The organism is Pseudomonas sp. 18175, assembly GCF_050432925.1.
Lineage (GTDB): Bacteria > Pseudomonadota > Gammaproteobacteria > Pseudomonadales > Pseudomonadaceae > Aquipseudomonas.
In genome coordinates this window covers 192,810-207,700 of record NZ_JBKFTO010000001.1, presented here as the reverse complement: position 1 = coordinate 207,700, position 14,891 = coordinate 192,810, and the positions used below count along the sequence as shown (strand labels likewise).

16 protein-coding genes and 1 pseudogene are annotated in these 14,891 nt (G+C 60.7%); 13 read left to right on the top strand and 4 right to left on the bottom strand.

The genetic code is table 11. The features are described from left to right. The 3 genes and pseudogenes from dut (at position 1) to argB (ending at position 3,043) form a co-directional block, all read left to right on the top strand. The gene (gene dut / locus ACLD1Y_RS00885; RefSeq protein ID WP_110620471.1) at positions 1 to 456 is read left to right on the top strand and encodes a dUTP diphosphatase; all 456 of its coding nucleotides are present in this window, start codon (positions 1 to 3) and stop codon (positions 454 to 456) included. Positions 457 to 696: 240 nt separating this feature from the next. Continuing rightward, positions 697 to 2,118: pseudogene (locus ACLD1Y_RS00880) on the top strand (phosphomannomutase/phosphoglucomutase); the annotation flags it as partial. A 19-nt stretch (positions 2,119 to 2,137) separates the two neighbouring features. Further along, positions 2,138 to 3,043 (top strand): acetylglutamate kinase, encoded by a 906-nt coding sequence (gene argB / locus ACLD1Y_RS00875; protein WP_016975925.1) that lies wholly within the window; start codon positions 2,138 to 2,140, stop codon positions 3,041 to 3,043. A gap of 200 nt (positions 3,044 to 3,243) precedes the next feature. Here the strand turns inward: argB and pyrE are convergent, their stop codons facing one another. Continuing rightward, on the bottom strand, positions 3,244 to 3,888 hold the full coding sequence (pyrE, locus tag ACLD1Y_RS00870; protein ID WP_003195489.1) for an orotate phosphoribosyltransferase: 645 nt from the start codon (positions 3,886 to 3,888) through the stop codon (positions 3,244 to 3,246). An 82-nt stretch (positions 3,889 to 3,970) separates the two neighbouring features. Here pyrE and ACLD1Y_RS00865 point away from each other — a divergent pair, with 82 nt between their 5' ends. After that, a complete protein-coding gene (locus tag ACLD1Y_RS00865; protein ID WP_003195493.1) occupies positions 3,971 to 4,750 on the top strand; it encodes an exodeoxyribonuclease III in 780 nt (259 codons plus the stop codon). Between the two features lie 58 nt (positions 4,751 to 4,808). On the opposite strand, the gene ACLD1Y_RS00860 is transcribed toward ACLD1Y_RS00865, so the two are convergent. Together ACLD1Y_RS00860 and rph are read right to left on the bottom strand one after the other, a co-directional pair. Beyond that, entirely contained in the window at positions 4,809 to 5,177 is a 369-nt protein-coding gene (locus ACLD1Y_RS00860) for a DUF4870 domain-containing protein (RefSeq protein ID WP_429474626.1), read from the bottom strand. A 22-nt stretch (positions 5,178 to 5,199) separates the two neighbouring features. Then, entirely contained in the window at positions 5,200 to 5,922 is a 723-nt protein-coding gene (gene rph, locus ACLD1Y_RS00855; RefSeq protein ID WP_017735760.1) for a ribonuclease PH, read from the bottom strand. 197 nt (positions 5,923 to 6,119) lie between these two features. On the opposite strand from rph, the gene ACLD1Y_RS00850 reads away from it, so the two are divergent. The 6 genes from ACLD1Y_RS00850 to ACLD1Y_RS00825 all read left to right on the top strand — a co-directional run bounded on the left by ACLD1Y_RS00850 (position 6,120) and on the right by ACLD1Y_RS00825 (position 11,417). Then, positions 6,120 to 6,983, top strand: coding sequence for a YicC/YloC family endoribonuclease (locus ACLD1Y_RS00850; RefSeq protein ID WP_429474624.1), 864 nt, complete (start codon positions 6,120 to 6,122; stop codon positions 6,981 to 6,983). Between the two features lie 10 nt (positions 6,984 to 6,993). Then, positions 6,994 to 7,614 carry a guanylate kinase gene (gene gmk, locus ACLD1Y_RS00845; protein ID WP_016975930.1) on the top strand — a complete coding sequence of 207 codons (621 nt, stop codon included), beginning with the start codon at positions 6,994 to 6,996 and terminating at the stop codon, positions 7,612 to 7,614. A gap of 167 nt (positions 7,615 to 7,781) precedes the next feature. Next, a complete protein-coding gene (rpoZ, locus tag ACLD1Y_RS00840) occupies positions 7,782 to 8,045 on the top strand; it encodes a DNA-directed RNA polymerase subunit omega (RefSeq protein WP_003176920.1) in 264 nt (87 codons plus the stop codon). 60 nt (positions 8,046 to 8,105) lie between these two features. Further along, positions 8,106 to 10,211 carry a bifunctional GTP diphosphokinase/guanosine-3',5'-bis pyrophosphate 3'-pyrophosphohydrolase gene (gene spoT, locus ACLD1Y_RS00835; RefSeq protein ID WP_058424246.1) on the top strand — a complete coding sequence of 702 codons (2,106 nt, stop codon included), beginning with the start codon at positions 8,106 to 8,108 and terminating at the stop codon, positions 10,209 to 10,211. Positions 10,212 to 10,235: 24 nt separating this feature from the next. Further along, entirely contained in the window at positions 10,236 to 10,616 is a 381-nt protein-coding gene (locus tag ACLD1Y_RS00830) for a RidA family protein (RefSeq protein ID WP_003176922.1), read from the top strand. 57 nt (positions 10,617 to 10,673) lie between these two features. Then, positions 10,674 to 11,417 (top strand): hypothetical protein, encoded by a 744-nt coding sequence (locus ACLD1Y_RS00825; RefSeq protein WP_429474620.1) that lies wholly within the window; start codon positions 10,674 to 10,676, stop codon positions 11,415 to 11,417. Positions 11,418 to 11,541: 124 nt separating this feature from the next. On the opposite strand, the gene ACLD1Y_RS00820 is transcribed toward ACLD1Y_RS00825, so the two are convergent. Continuing rightward, on the bottom strand, positions 11,542 to 12,393 hold the full coding sequence (locus tag ACLD1Y_RS00820; RefSeq protein ID WP_429474618.1) for an SDR family oxidoreductase: 852 nt from the start codon (positions 12,391 to 12,393) through the stop codon (positions 11,542 to 11,544). A gap of 189 nt (positions 12,394 to 12,582) precedes the next feature. On the opposite strand from ACLD1Y_RS00820, the gene exbB reads away from it, so the two are divergent. Genes exbB through ACLD1Y_RS00805 form a run of 3 tightly spaced genes read left to right on the top strand, consistent with a single transcriptional unit; the run spans position 12,583 to position 14,720 of the window. Continuing rightward, entirely contained in the window at positions 12,583 to 13,542 is a 960-nt protein-coding gene (gene exbB / locus ACLD1Y_RS00815; RefSeq protein WP_429474616.1) for a tonB-system energizer ExbB, read from the top strand. Positions 13,543 to 13,548: 6 nt separating this feature from the next. Further along, positions 13,549 to 13,974, top strand: a complete 426-nt coding sequence (gene exbD, locus ACLD1Y_RS00810) for a TonB system transport protein ExbD (RefSeq protein WP_135289310.1) — start codon at positions 13,549 to 13,551, stop codon at positions 13,972 to 13,974. After that, entirely contained in the window at positions 13,971 to 14,720 is a 750-nt protein-coding gene (locus ACLD1Y_RS00805; RefSeq protein ID WP_185709996.1) for a TonB family protein, read from the top strand. Before exbD ends, ACLD1Y_RS00805 begins: the two co-directional genes overlap by 4 nt. The last annotated feature ends 171 nt before the right edge of the window (positions 14,721 to 14,891 follow it).

Here is a 14,891-nt window from a genome sequence, read left to right as displayed (position 1 = left end):
ATGCACGCTTTGCAAGCCAAGATCCTCGACCCCCGCATCGGCAACGAATTCCCACTGCCGGCCTACGCCACGCCAGGCTCCGCCGGCCTGGACCTGCGCGCCATGCTGAAGGAGGACACCGTCCTTGAGCCGGGCCAGACCCTCCTGATTCCCACCGGCCTGTCGATCTACGTCGGCGACCCAGGCCTGGCGGCGCTGATCCTGCCGCGCTCGGGCCTGGGCCACAAACACGGCATCGTGCTGGGCAACCTGGTGGGCTTGATCGACTCGGACTACCAGGGCGAGTTGATGGTGTCGTGCTGGAACCGTGGCCAGACCGCGTTCAACATCGCGGTCGGCGAGCGCATTGCACAGTTAGTGCTGGTGCCGGTGGTGCAGGCGCACTTCGAACTGGTACAGGAATTTGATGAAACCCAACGCGGCGCTGGCGGCTTCGGGCATTCCGGCAGTCACTGACTAAGCTGAATCTGGCCGGGCGCCGTTGCCCGGCCCGACGCCACCGCAAGGCTTTTCAGGACGAAGAATGCGCGGACCTTATCAGCGAGATTTCCCCTTTGAAATCAACGAATTACGCAGACAAAAAGACGGAGCGCACGCTCCGATGGCATTTTTGCACCACGAACTCTCTGCCGAAAACACCGTCATACCCTTCAGTTTGAGCCTGCCGGTCAGCCACATTGGGACCAGCCTTGCCCCCTTCAGATGGAGTTTCCCCCCGCGATGAGTACCGCAGCCCGAGTAGCCCCGACATTCCCCGACAGCATCTTTCGCGCCTACGACATCCGTGGCGTGGTGCCCAAGACCCTGACTGCCGAAACCGCCTACTGGATTGGCCGCGCCATTGGCTCCCAGAGCCTGGCCCAGGACGAGCCGAATGTATCGGTCGGTCGTGACGGTCGCCTGTCCGGCCCCGAACTGGTGGAGCAATTGATCCAGGGCCTGGCCGACAGCGGCTGCCATGTCAGCGACGTCGGCCTGGTGCCTACGCCGGCGCTGTACTACGCCGCCAACGTCCTGGCCGGCAAGTCCGGGGTGATGCTCACCGGTAGCCATAACCCATCGGACTACAACGGCTTCAAGATCGTCATCGCCGGCGACACCCTCGCCAACGAGCAGATCCAGGCCCTGCACACCCGCCTGAAGACCAACGACCTGACCAGCGGTCAGGGCAGCATCACCAAGGTCGACATCCTGCAGCGCTATTCCGATGAAATTACCCGCGACGTCAAGCTCGCGCGCCGCCTCAAAGTGGTGGTGGACTGCGGCAACGGCGCGGCCGGCGTGATCGCCCCGCAACTGCTCGAAGCGCTGAACTGCGAAGTGATCCCGCTGTTCTGCGAGGTTGACGGCAACTTCCCCAACCATCATCCGGACCCGGGCAAGCCGGAAAACCTGGTAGACCTGATCGCCAAGGTCAAGGAAACCGGGGCCGACGTGGGCCTGGCCTTCGACGGCGACGGCGACCGCGTGGGGGTGGTGACCGAGACCGGCGAGATTGTGTTCCCGGACCGCCTATTGATGCTGTTCGCCCGTGATGTGGTAGCGCGCAATGCCAACGCCGAGATCATCTTTGACGTGAAGTGCACCCGCCGCCTCACCCCGCTGATCAAGGAATACGGCGGCCGACCGCTAATGTGGAAGACCGGTCACTCGTTGATCAAAAAGAAAATGAAGGAAACCGGCGCCCTGTTGGCCGGCGAAATGAGCGGTCACGTGTTCTTCAAGGAACGCTGGTTCGGCTTTGATGACGGTATTTACAGCGCCGCTCGTCTGCTGGAGATCCTCAGCAAGGAAAAATCCTCCGCAGAAGAGCTGTTTCAGACCTTCCCGAATGATATTTCTACGCCAGAGATCAATATCCATGTGACCGAGGAGAGCAAATTCAGCATCATTGACGCACTGCACGATGCGCAATGGGGCGAAGGCGCCGACCTGACCCTCATTGATGGTGTGCGAGTCGATTACGCCAAAGGCTGGGGCCTGGTTCGCGCGTCCAACACCACTCCGGTGCTGGTCCTGCGTTTCGAGGCGGATACCGAGGCTGAGTTGCAGCGCATCAAGGACGTGTTCCACGCCCAGTTGAAACGTGTTGCCCCTGATCTCCAATTACCGTTCTGATTTTTTACCGGAGCCCTGAATGACCCTCGAACGCGAAGCCGCTGCCAACACCGCCAAGGTCCTTTCCGAAGCGTTGCCCTACATTCGACGCTACGTCGGCAAGACGCTGGTGATCAAATACGGCGGCAATGCCATGGAAAGCGACGAGCTGAAAACCGGCTTTGCCCGCGACATCGTGTTGATGAAAGCTGTGGGGATCAACCCAGTGGTGGTGCACGGTGGCGGCCCGCAAATCGGCGACCTGCTCAAGCGCTTGTCGATCGAGAGCCACTTCATCGATGGCATGCGTGTCACTGACGCGCAGACCATGGATGTGGTGGAGATGGTCCTCGGCGGCCAGGTCAACAAGGACATCGTCAACCTGATCAACCGCCACGGCGGCAGTGCCATCGGCCTGACCGGCAAGGATGCGGAGCTGATTCGTGCGAAAAAACTGACCGTCACCCGTCAGACGCCGGAGATGACCCAGCCGGAAATCATCGACATCGGCCAGGTGGGCGAAGTGGTGGGTGTGAACACCGACCTGCTGAACCTGCTGGTCAAGGGTGATTTCATCCCGGTGATCGCGCCGATCGGCGTGGGCGCCAACGGTGAGTCCTACAACATCAACGCCGACCTGGTGGCCGGCAAGGTGGCCGAGGCGCTGAAAGCTGAAAAGCTGATGCTGCTGACCAACATCGCCGGCCTGATGGACAAGGAAGGCAAAGTGCTAACCGGCTTGACCACGCAACAGGTGGACGAGTTGATCGCCGACGGCACCATCTATGGCGGCATGCTGCCGAAGATCCGCTGTGCACTGGAGGCGGTGCAAGGCGGCGTTGGCAGCTCGCTGATCATCGACGGCCGTGTACCGAACGCGGTACTGCTGGAAATCTTCACGGATACCGGCATGGGCACGCTGATCAGTAATCGCAAGCGTCCTTAAACACTGCAAATAAAAGGCCCCGCTCAATCTGGTTGAGCGGGGCCTTTTTTATGTGCTTGAACCTACAGACCAGTGGAGATCCACTGTGGGAGCGGGCTTGCTCGCGAAAGCGCAGTGTCAGTCAGCACATGTATGTCTGACCCACCGCCTTCGCGAGCAAGCCCGCTCCCACACAAGCCCACTCCACAGAACTTTCTGGGTCAAACGCCAAACTGCTCGCGGTAAGCGCGAACAGCAGGCAAATGCTGCTTGAGCTGCGGATCATCTTCCAGGAACTGCAACACCTGGTTCAACGACACGATGCTCACCACCGGGATGCCGAAATCACGCTCCACTTCCTGGATCGCCGACAACTCACCGTTGCCGCGCTCTTGGCGGTTCAGCGCGATCAATACGCCGGCAGCCTTGGCGCCGTCCTGGGAAGCGATGATCTGCATCACTTCACGGATGGCCGTACCGGCAGTGATCACGTCATCGATGATCAGCACATCGCCAGTCAGCGGCGCACCCACCAGGCTACCGCCCTCACCGTGGGCCTTGGCTTCTTTACGGTTGAAGCACCACGGCAGGTCTTGCCCATGATGTTCGGCCAAAGCCACGGCTGTCGCGGCCGCCAGAGGGATACCCTTGTAGGCCGGGCCGAACAGTACGTCGAAGGAAATACCGCTCTCAACGATGGCGGCCGCGTAGAAACGACCCAGTTGAGCCAGGGCCGAACCCGAGTTGAACAAGCCAGCATTGAAGAAGTACGGGCTGGTGCGCCCGGACTTGAGTGTGAACTCACCGAAGCGCAAAACGCCGCGATCGATGGCAAAACGAATGAAATCGCGTTGATACGCCTGCATGAAAAAAGCCTCAGATACCACGGATTTAGCTAATTAGGTGGACGGCGTGTATCATACACGCACGCGATTTTTGGGGCCATTTATGCGGATCATCAGTGTGAACGTTAATGGTATTCAGGCTGCAGTCGAGCGTGGTTTGCTCAGTTGGCTGCAAGCCCAGAATGCCGACGTCATCTGCCTGCAGGATACCCGCGCCTCCGCCTTTGAACTGGACGACCCAGCCTTCCAACTGGATGGCTACTTCCTTTATGCCTGCGATGCCGAAGTACCCACCCAAGGTGGCGTGGCTTTGTATTCGCGGTTGCAACCCAAGGCGGTCATCAGCGGCCTCGGCTTCGAGACAGCCGACCGCTACGGGCGCTACCTGCAAGCCGATTTCGATAAGGTCAGCATCGCGACCTTGCTGCTCCCTTCAGGGCAGAACGGCGATGAAGACTTGAACCAGAAGTTCAAGCTAATGGACGATTTCGCCCGTTACCTGGATAAACAGCGGCGCAAACGTCGCGAGTACATTTATTGTGGCTCGCTGTACGTGGCGCAACAGAAGCTGGATATCAAGAACTGGCGCGACAGCCAGCAATCCCCGGGCTTCCTGGCGCCGGAACGGGCCTGGATGGACGAGATTGTCGGCAACATGGGCTATGTGGATGCCTTGCGTGAAGTCAGCCGTGAAGGCGACCAGTACAGCTGGTGGCCGGATAATGAACAGGCTGAGATGCTCAACCTGGGCTGGCGCTTCGACTACCAGTTGCTGACCCCTGGTCTGCGCCGGTTCGTTCGCAGCGCACGCTTGCCGCGCCAGCCGCGCTTCTCGCAGCACGCGCCGCTGATCGTGGACTACGACTGGACACTGACCATCTAAGGTCTTTTCCCAGGCACAAAAAAACCGACATCGCTGTCGGTTTTTTTGTGGGCGATCATTATTTGACCAGCCGCCAGGTCAAGGGGTAACGGTAAGCAACCCCCTTGTTGGCCTTGATGCCGCCAATGATAGTCAGCACCAGGGTGGCGATCACCAGCACGATCATCAGGAAAAACCCGATCACCGCGAACGCCAGCACCATGCAAACAATCCAGGCGATGGCCACGGTGATCTGGAAGTTCAAGGCTTCCTTGCCCTGGTCATCAATGAACGCATCCTTCTCCCGCTTGAGCTGCCACAGGATCAACGGCCCGATAACGCTACCAAAGGGGAAGACAAACCCCAGAAACGCCGCGAAATGACACAACATCGCACCCTGGCGCGCCTCGTAGGACGGCGTAGGCACAGGCAATTGGCTGTCATTCATGGCGTTTCTCCTTGAATCAGGTTCAGTCAGCCAGTGCGGCGTTCTGCAGTTCGAAGATCTCGGTCATACCCTTCTGGGCCAAGGCCAGCATGGCGTTCAGCTCAGCAGGTTGGAATGGCGCGCCTTCGGCGGTGCCCTGCACTTCGATGAAGCCACCGGTGCTGGTCATCACCACGTTCAGGTCGGTCTCGGCGGCCGAGTCTTCCAGGTAGTCCAGGTCAAGCACCGGCTCGCCCTGGTACATGCCCACCGATACAGCGGCGATCATTTGCTTGAGCGGGTCACCGCCCTTAAGGCCGCCACGCTTCTTGATCACTTTGAGTGCGTCAACCAGGGCCACCATGGCGCCGGTGATGGAAGCGGTGCGGGTGCCGCCGTCAGCCTGGATCACGTCGCAGTCGACGTACAGGGTTACGTCACCCAGCTTGGACATGTCCAGGGCCGCGCGCAGGGAGCGGCCGATCAGGCGCTGGATTTCCAGGGTACGCCCGCCTTGCTTGCCACGGCTGGCTTCGCGCTGGTTACGCTCGCCAGTCGCACGCGGCAGCATGCCGTACTCGGCGGTCAACCAGCCCTGGCCCTGGCCCTTGAGGAAGCGCGGCACGCCGTTCTCGACGCTGACGGTGCAGATCACCTTGGTATCGCCAAACTCGACCAGTACAGAACCCTCGGCGTGTTTGGTGTAGTTGCGGGTGATGCGGATCGAGCGGAGCTGATCGGCAACGCGACCACTTGGACGTTTCATAGGGGATACCTGTACTGAGGACGAAAAACTGCCGAGCATTATAGAGCCGTGAGCCGATTCGGGGCACTTCTTAAAATTCGGTTACGAATGCCCGGCCTATCGCCCTTTGTTTGGGCGCATTCGCCCCACTGCGCTACAATCCTGCGCCTTCTTAACCATCAGCCCGCGTTTGCGGGACTGCAACGCGAGGTACCTCCATGGTGCACAGCATGACCGCCTTCGCCCGCGTCGAAAAAGCCGGCGTCCAAGGCACCCTGAGCTGGGAACTGCGCTCGGTCAACAGCCGCTACCTGGAGCCGCACCTGCGCCTGCCGGAATCATTCCGCGATCTCGAAGGCGCCGTGCGCGAAGCACTACGCCAGGGTATTTCCCGCGGCAAGCTGGAATGCACCCTGCGCTTTACCGAAGAAACCACCGGCAAGGCCTTGCAGATCGACCGCGATCGCGCCGCGCAACTGGTGGCCGCCGCCGAGACCATCGCCGGCCTGATCAAGCAGCCTGCCGCGCTGAACCCCCTGGAAGTACTGGCCTGGCCCGGCGTACTGGTGGCCGACGCCACTGACCCGCAAGCCCTCAACGCCGAAGCCCTCGCCCTGTTCAACCAGGGCTTGAAGGAGCTCAAGGCTGGCCGCGAGCGTGAAGGTGCCGAACTGGCCCGCCTGATCAGCGAACGCCTCACCGCCATCGAAGAAGACGTGGTGACCCTGCGCGAGCTGGTACCGCAGATGCTCGCCACCCAGCGCCAGAAGGTCCTGGACCGCTTCACCGACATGAAGGCCGACCTCGACCCGACACGCCTGGAACAGGAAATGGTCCTGCTGGCGCAAAAGAGCGACGTCGCCGAAGAACTCGACCGCCTGAGCACCCACATCCTCGAAGTGCGCCGCGTGCTCAAGTCCGCCGGTGCCGCCGGTCGGCGCCTGGACTTCCTCATGCAGGAACTCAACCGCGAAGCCAATACACTGGGCTCCAAGGCTTTCGACCCGCGCAGCACCACGGCAGCGGTCAACCTCAAGGTGTTGATCGAGCAAATGCGCGAACAAGTACAGAATATTGAGTAAGGCAACTTCCATGACCCACAGCACCGGCACCCTTTACATCATTTCCGCCCCTTCGGGCGCGGGCAAAAGCAGCCTGGTCAAGGCCCTGACCGACGCTGACGAGCAGATCCGCATCTCGGTCTCCCACACCACCCGCGCCATGCGCCCGGGTGAGGTGAACGGCGTGCACTACCATTTCGTCGAGCGCACCGAGTTCGTCAAGATGATTGAACACGGCGACTTCCTGGAGCGCGCCGAAGTGTTCGGCAACCTCTACGGCACCTCGCAAAGCCACCTGCAGCAGACCCTGGACGAAGGCCACGACCTGATCCTGGAAATCGACTGGCAGGGCGCCGAACAAGTGCGCAAGCTGATGCCACAGGCGCGTTCGATCTTCATCCTGCCGCCATCGCTGGAAGCCTTGCACCAGCGCCTGACCAACCGTGGCCAGGACAGCGACGAGATCATCGAAGGCCGCATGCGCGAAGCCGTCAGCGAAATGAGCCACTACGTCGACTACGACTACCTGATCATCAACGACGATTTTGCCCACGCACTGGACGATTTGAAGGCGATTTTCCGCACCAATCAGCTCCAGCAAAAGCGTCAACAGCAGCGTTTTGGCAAATTGCTCGCCGAACTGCTTGGCTGATTAGCTCTTTCCAAAACCGCTGCAAGGGCTTTACATTGGCGCTTACAGCGGTTTTACCAGGGCTCGCGAAAAATCAGCGCTTCCCTAAACGCTGGTGATTTTTTAAACTGCTCAGTCCGCTCGCCCAACCGGGCAGCGCGCATCTTGCATTCGCTCCGAGGAATACCATGGCCCGCGTAACCGTTGAAGACTGCCTAGAACACGTGGATAACCGCTTTGAGCTGGTCATGCTCTCTACCAAGCGTGCCCGTCAACTGGCCACTGGCGGCAAAGAGCCCCTGGTCCAGTGGGAAAACGACAAGCCTACCGTTGTAGCCCTGCGTGAAATCGCTGAAGGCCTGATGAGCTATGAGTTCATCGCCAACGCTGAAATCGTTGAAGACGAACCGCTGTTTGCAGCGTTCGAGGACGAGTCCAACGAGGCCGTCTAAGCCTATGCCTGGTCGACGTAGCACGGCGCGGGGTCACAGCCATCGGCAGGAGTTAACACTTTGCCGAGCATAGACGCCCTCGCCGATCGCTTATCGGCCTACCTCGGCCCAGACCAGGTCAACCTGGTCCGCCGAGCGTATTTCTACGCCGAACAAGCCCACGACGGCCAACGCCGCCGCAGTGGCGAGGCGTATGTCACCCATCCTCTTGCGGTGGCAAATATTCTTGCCGACATGCACATGGACCATCAGAGCTTGATGGCCGCAATGCTGCATGACGTGATCGAAGACACCGGCATCGCCAAAGAGGCGCTCAGCGCGCAATTTGGCGAAACCGTGGCCGAACTGGTCGACGGGGTCAGCAAACTGACCCAGATGAACTTCGAGACCAAGGCCGAAGCCCAGGCAGAAAACTTCCAGAAGATGGCCATGGCCATGGCCCGCGATATCCGGGTGATCCTGGTCAAGTTGGCCGACCGTCTGCACAACATGCGCACGCTGGAAGTGCTGTCCGGCGAGAAACGCCGGCGCATCGCCAAGGAAACCCTGGAAATCTACGCGCCCATCGCCAATCGGCTGGGCATGCACGCCATTCGTATCGAATTCGAAGACCTCGGCTTCAAGGCCATGCACCCGATGCGTTCGGCGCGCATCTACCAGGCGGTCAAGCGCGCCCGGGGCAACCGCAAGGAAATCGTCAACAAGATCGAAGAGTCCCTGAGCCATTGCCTGGCGATCGACGAGATCGAAGGCGAAGTCAGCGGCCGACAGAAACACATCTACGGCATCTACAAAAAGATGCGCGGCAAGCGCCGGGCCTTCAACGAGATCATGGACGTGTACGCGTTCCGGATCATCGTCGATAAGGTCGACACCTGCTACCGCGTGCTGGGCGCTGTACATAATTTGTACAAACCCCTGCCGGGCCGCTTCAAGGATTACATCGCCATTCCCAAGGCCAACGGCTATCAGTCGCTGCATACCACGCTGTTTGGTATGCATGGGGTGCCGATCGAGATCCAGATCCGCACCCGGGAAATGGAAGAGATGGCCAACAACGGCATTGCCGCCCATTGGCTGTATAAATCCAGCGGTGACGAACAGCCAAAAGGCACCCATGCCCGCGCCCGTCAGTGGGTCAAAGGCGTGCTGGAAATGCAGCAACGTGCCGGCAACTCCCTGGAATTTATCGAAAGCGTGAAGATCGACCTGTTCCCGGACGAGGTCTACGTGTTCACGCCCAAAGGCCGGATCATGGAGCTGCCCAAAGGCTCCACGGCGGTCGACTTTGCCTATGCGGTACACACCGACGTGGGCAACAGCTGCATTGCCTGTCGGATCAATCGCCGTCTCGCACCGCTGTCCGAGCCACTGCAAAGCGGCTCCACGGTAGAGATCGTCAGCGCACCAGGTGCACGCCCGAACCCGGCATGGCTGAACTTCGTGGTCACCGGCAAGGCGCGTACGCATATTCGCCACGCCCTGAAACTGCAACGTCGCTCCGAGTCCATCAGCTTGGGCGAGCGCCTGCTGAACAAAGTGCTCAACGGTTTCGACAGCGCCCTGGACAAGATCCCGCAGGAACGCGTGCAAGCGATGCTCCACGAGTATCGCCAGGAAACCATCGAAGACCTGCTGGAAGATATCGGCCTGGGCAACCGCATGGCCTACGTGGTCGCCCGCCGCCTGCTGGGCGAAGGCGAGCAACTGCCAAGCCCCGAAGGCCCGCTGGCGATTCGCGGCACCGAGGGCCTGGTGCTCAGCTACGCCAAGTGCTGCACGCCGATCCCGGGCGACCCTATTGTCGGTCACCTGTCGGCGGGCAAAGGCATGGTGGTGCACTTGGACAACTGCCGCAATATCACCGAAATCCGCCACAACCCGGAAAAATGCATCCAGCTCTCGTGGGCCAAGGATGTCACCGGCGAATTCAATGTCGAGCTGCGGGTGGAGCTGGAACACCAGCGCGGGCTGATCGCGCTGCTGGCCAGCAGTGTCAACGCGGCGGACGGCAATATCGAAAAAATCAGCATGGACGAACGCGATGGTCGCATCAGCGTGGTCCAGCTTGTCGTCAGCGTGCACGACCGCGTGCACCTGGCCCGCGTGATCAAGAAACTGCGCGCCTTGACCGGTGTGATCCGCATCACCCGCATGCGTGCATAAGCGATCCATTACAAGGAGTCATTCATGACCAAGACCGTTATCACCAGCGACAAGGCCCCAGCTGCCATCGGCACCTACTCCCAGGCGATCAAGGCGGGCAACACCGTCTACATGTCTGGCCAGATCCCGCTGGACCCAAAGACCATGGAGCTGGTGGAAGGCTTTGAAGCGCAGACCGTACAGGTCTTCGAGAACCTCAAGTCCGTGGCCGAAGCCGCTGGCGGTTCGTTCAAGGACATCGTCAAACTGAACATCTTCCTCACCGACCTGAGCCACTTCGCCAAGGTCAACGAGATCATGGGCAAGTACTTCGAACAGCCGTACCCAGCCCGCGCCGCCATCGGCGTTGCTGCCCTGCCAAAGGGCGCGCAGGTTGAGATGGACGCGATTCTGGTCATCGAGTAAAACACCCGGCGCAGCTTTCCCCAGGCTGCGCCGACTCCGTTTCAGAAGGATTTCGTAATGCGCAAAGCGCTTGTAGCCTCATCACTGCTCACCTTGCTGCTCGGCGGCTGCGCCAGCAACCCCGCCGACCTGGATGTGAGCGGCACCTGGATCAACCAGGTCGCCATCGATGCGGCAGCCAAGGGCGGCCCTTTGCGTGAAGCCCTGCAGAGCTTTGGCCCGAACCTCGAATGGGAGGTCAACACCAAGGCAGCACAGGCGCGCTACTACAACGGCTTTGAAGTAGCGGAAGGCAAGTTGCTGGGCGAACAGTCCGGCGCCTGGAGCGTGGACTTCTATGGCAGCTCCGCCACCGAACTCAAGCGCAAAGGCAAACAACTGCTGCAAGTGGCCAACGACAACGAGCCAGAGCAAGTGTTTGCACGCGCCAAAGAACCCGCACCGGAAGGCGCGCCATTGGGCGCCAACTTCGAGCGTGCGCTGTACGCGGCCTATATGGGCGGTGACTGGAAGATCCTCGACGGCTTCGGCAGCGGCGCCATCGTGCAATTCCAGGCCAACGGCAAAGTCGCAGGCCTGCCCAATGTCGACCAGTACTCGCTGTGCCTGGCGGGTGATTGCGCGTCAATGAGCGGCGGCTATGACAGCATCTGGTTACAGTTGAACGGCCAGGGCAACCCGTGGATTTTTGTGCGCAAGGGCAAGCAACTGGAAATCTTCCAGGCGATCAACACTGCGCAGACGGATGAAGTACCGCAGTTCACCCCCGGTCCTCGCCAGTGGTTGCTTGAAAAGCAGTAAGAGGCCTAACGAAGATCCAAAAGTGGGAGCGGGCTTGCTCGCGAATGCGGTGTATCAGCAGCACATTCAGTGACTGACACTCCGCATTCGCGAGCAAGCCCGCTCCCACATTTTTAAATGCATTTCAGCCCTTCAGAATGGCAGCATACCCTTCACGATAGCTCGGGTACGTGGGCTTCCAACCCAAAGCTTTAGCCCGTGCATTACTGCACTGCTTGCTCCCCGCCCGTCGCACACTGGCATCCTCAGCCCACTCGGTCACGCCCAGATATCCGCGCAACCAGTCCACCACTTCAGCCAACGGCGCCGGCGCATCGTCAACACCGATGTAGACCTTGTCCAACACACCGCCCTGCTCCACGTGCCGCAGCAAAAACGCCAGCAACCCCGCCGCGTCATCCGCGTGAATGCGGTTGCCATATAAAGGTGGGTCAATCGCCACGCGGTAGCCTTGGCGGACCTGGGTCAACAGCCACTCGCGGCCAGGCCCATAAATGCCGGTGAGACGCACAATGCTTGCCGGGATGCCGCTATTGAGCGCCACTTGCTCAGCCTCCAGCATCACCTGCCCTGAATATCCCTTCGCCTGGGTGTCGGACGTTTCATCGACCTTTTCGCCGTTCTGCTGCCCATACACACTGCTGCTGGACACAAAAATCAGGTGCTTGGGCGCTTGGCCGTAGTCCTGCAGCCACTCCAGCACATGTTTGAGCCCTTGCACGTAAGCCGCGCGATACCCGGCTTCGTCGTGGTCGGTGGCGGCTGCGCAATACACCAGGTAATCCACCCCACCAATGGGCCAGGTGTCAGGGCAATCCTTGTTGAACAGGTCGCCGGCAATGCCGATCACCCCTTCGGGCAGCCGCGAAATATCACGCCGTAGGCCGTGAACTTCCCATTCCGAGGCGAGCAGTTGGCTGGCCAGCCGGCTCCCTACATCGCCACAGCCGGCAATCACAACAGAAGGCGCAGACATCACAAAACTCCGTACGCAAAGGTCTAGGTTAGCCCTCACAGGTGACAAACGGCCAGAAAAAGCACAAATAAAGTTACTGTATTACTTCTGTTAACAAGAATTACTTGCAATAATAACCGCCCATTTGTCCTCGGCCCCCCAAGGGTCTGGAAGGACGACCACTCATTTTTCCTCTCAGGTCCGGCCAGCATGACACGTAATACAACCCCCGCTTCGCCAACCACATCCCGCGCCTGGCGCGCGATTGCTGCGCTGCTGTTCAGCGTCCTGCTGGCGCCGACCGCCGCATTCGCTGACGCCACCGCCCCAGCCACCCCGGCTGCCGCCGAGCACAGCACTGCCACCCCAGCCGCCGCGCCTGCCGCAACCGACCCAGCCCTGGCAGCCGACCCTGCCTCCGCTGACGACACCGGCGTAGTCCTGGAAGAAGACAACACCCTGGGCATGGCCCACGACCTGTCCCCATGGGGCATGTACCAGAACGCTGACGTGGTGGTGAAAGCCGTCATGATCGGCCTGGCTATCGCCTCGATCATCACCTGGACCATCTGGATCGCCAAAGGCTTCGAGCTGCTGGGCGCCAAGCGTCGCCTGCGCACTGAAATCGTCCACCTGAAAAAGGCCACCACCCTCAAGGAAGCGAGCGAAAGCGCGACCAAGAAGGGCACCCTGGCCAACACCCTGGTGCACGACGCGCTGGAAGAAATGCGCCTGTCGGCCAATACCCGCGAAAAAGAAGGCATCAAGGAGCGTGTGGCCTTCCGCCTGGAGCGCCTGGTTGCAGCCTGCGGTCGTAACATGAGCAGCGGCACCGGCGTGCTGGCCACTATCGGTTCCACCGCGCCGTTCGTCGGCCTGTTCGGCACCGTATGGGGCATCATGAACAGCTTCATCGGCATCGCCAAAACCCAGACCACCAACCTCGCCGTCGTTGCCCCAGGCATTGCCGAAGCCCTGCTGGCCACCGCCCTGGGCCTGGTTGCCGCGATTCCTGCGGTAGTGATCTACAACGTCTTCGCCCGTTCGATTGCCGGCTACAAAGCCCAGGTATCGGACGCGTCGGCAGAAGTCCTGCTGCTGGTCAGCCGCGACCTCGATCACCTGCCTACCGAGCGCAGCTCGCAACCGCACATGGTGAAAGTGGGGTAATCGGCCATGGGCCTGCATTTGAATCAAGGCGACGACGAGCTCGTCGAGAACCACGAAATCAACGTCACGCCGTTTATCGACGTGATGCTGGTGCTGCTGATCATCTTCATGGTGGCCGCTCCATTGGCCACCGTTGACATCAAGGTCGACCTGCCCGCCTCCACCGCCAAACCGGCGCCGCGGCCAGAGAAACCGGTGTTCCTCAGCGTCAAGGCGGACCAGCGTCTGTTCCTGGGCGAAGAAGAAGTCAAATCCGAAACCCTGGGCCAGGTGCTGGACGCCAAGACCCAAGGCAAGAAAGACACGACGATCTTCTTCCAGGCCGACAAAGGCGTGGACTACGGCGACCTGATGAGCGTGATGGATGCCCTGCGGGCAGCCGGCTACCTCAAGGTGGGCCTGGTCGGACTTGAGACGGCAGCCAAGAAATGATCACGACGCGCCACAAACTGACGCGTTATGGCACCAGCCTCGCCGTCGTGCTGGGCGTGCATGCCGTCGCGATTGCTATCGCGCTTCATTGGTCAGCGCCGCACACGGTGCAGTTGCCACCGGCTGCCATGGTCATCGACCTGGCGCCGATGCCAGCGCCACCGCCGCCGGCTCCGCCCAAGGTGATCACGCCGCCGCAACCGCCGACGCCGGTCGAAGAGCTGCCCCTGCCGAAACTGGCCGAGGCGCCCAAGCCGACGATCCAGGTGCCCAAGCCGGTCAAGCCAAAGCCCAAGCCGCAGCCGCCAAAGCCGGTGGAGAAGAAGATCGAGCCACCCAAGGAGAAACCTTCCGAGGACCCGCCGAGCGACGCTCCACCGACCAACGCACCGGCTGAGAAATCGGCCCAGCCCGTACCAGGCCCGTCGCCGCAGCAAGTCGCGGCCAAGGCATCCTGGGAAGGCACCCTGCTGGCGCACTTGCAGAAGTACAAGAAGTACCCGCCCGGCGCCCAGGCCCGAGGCAAGGAAGGCCTGAACCGCCTGCGGTTCGTGGTGGACGCTGACGGCAACGTGCTGTCCTATGAGTTAGTGGGCCGCTCCGGCAACGCCGACCTGGACCGTGCCACCCTGGACATGATCCGTCGTGCCCAGCCGCTGCCCAAGCCGCCGGCCGACATGCTCAAGGGCGGCAGCATCGAGATCGTTGCACCGTTCGTGTACAACATCGAGAAGCGCCGCCGCTAAGGACTGCGGGTACAGGCTTGTGTGGGAGCGGGCTTGCTCGCGAAGGCGGTGGATCAGTCGACATTTTCAGTGACTGACACACCGCCTTCGCGAGCAAGCCCGCTCCCACATTTGTCTGTGTACAACCAAATTCCCCACTCAATCCCCAACAAACTTCTGATAACGTGCGTC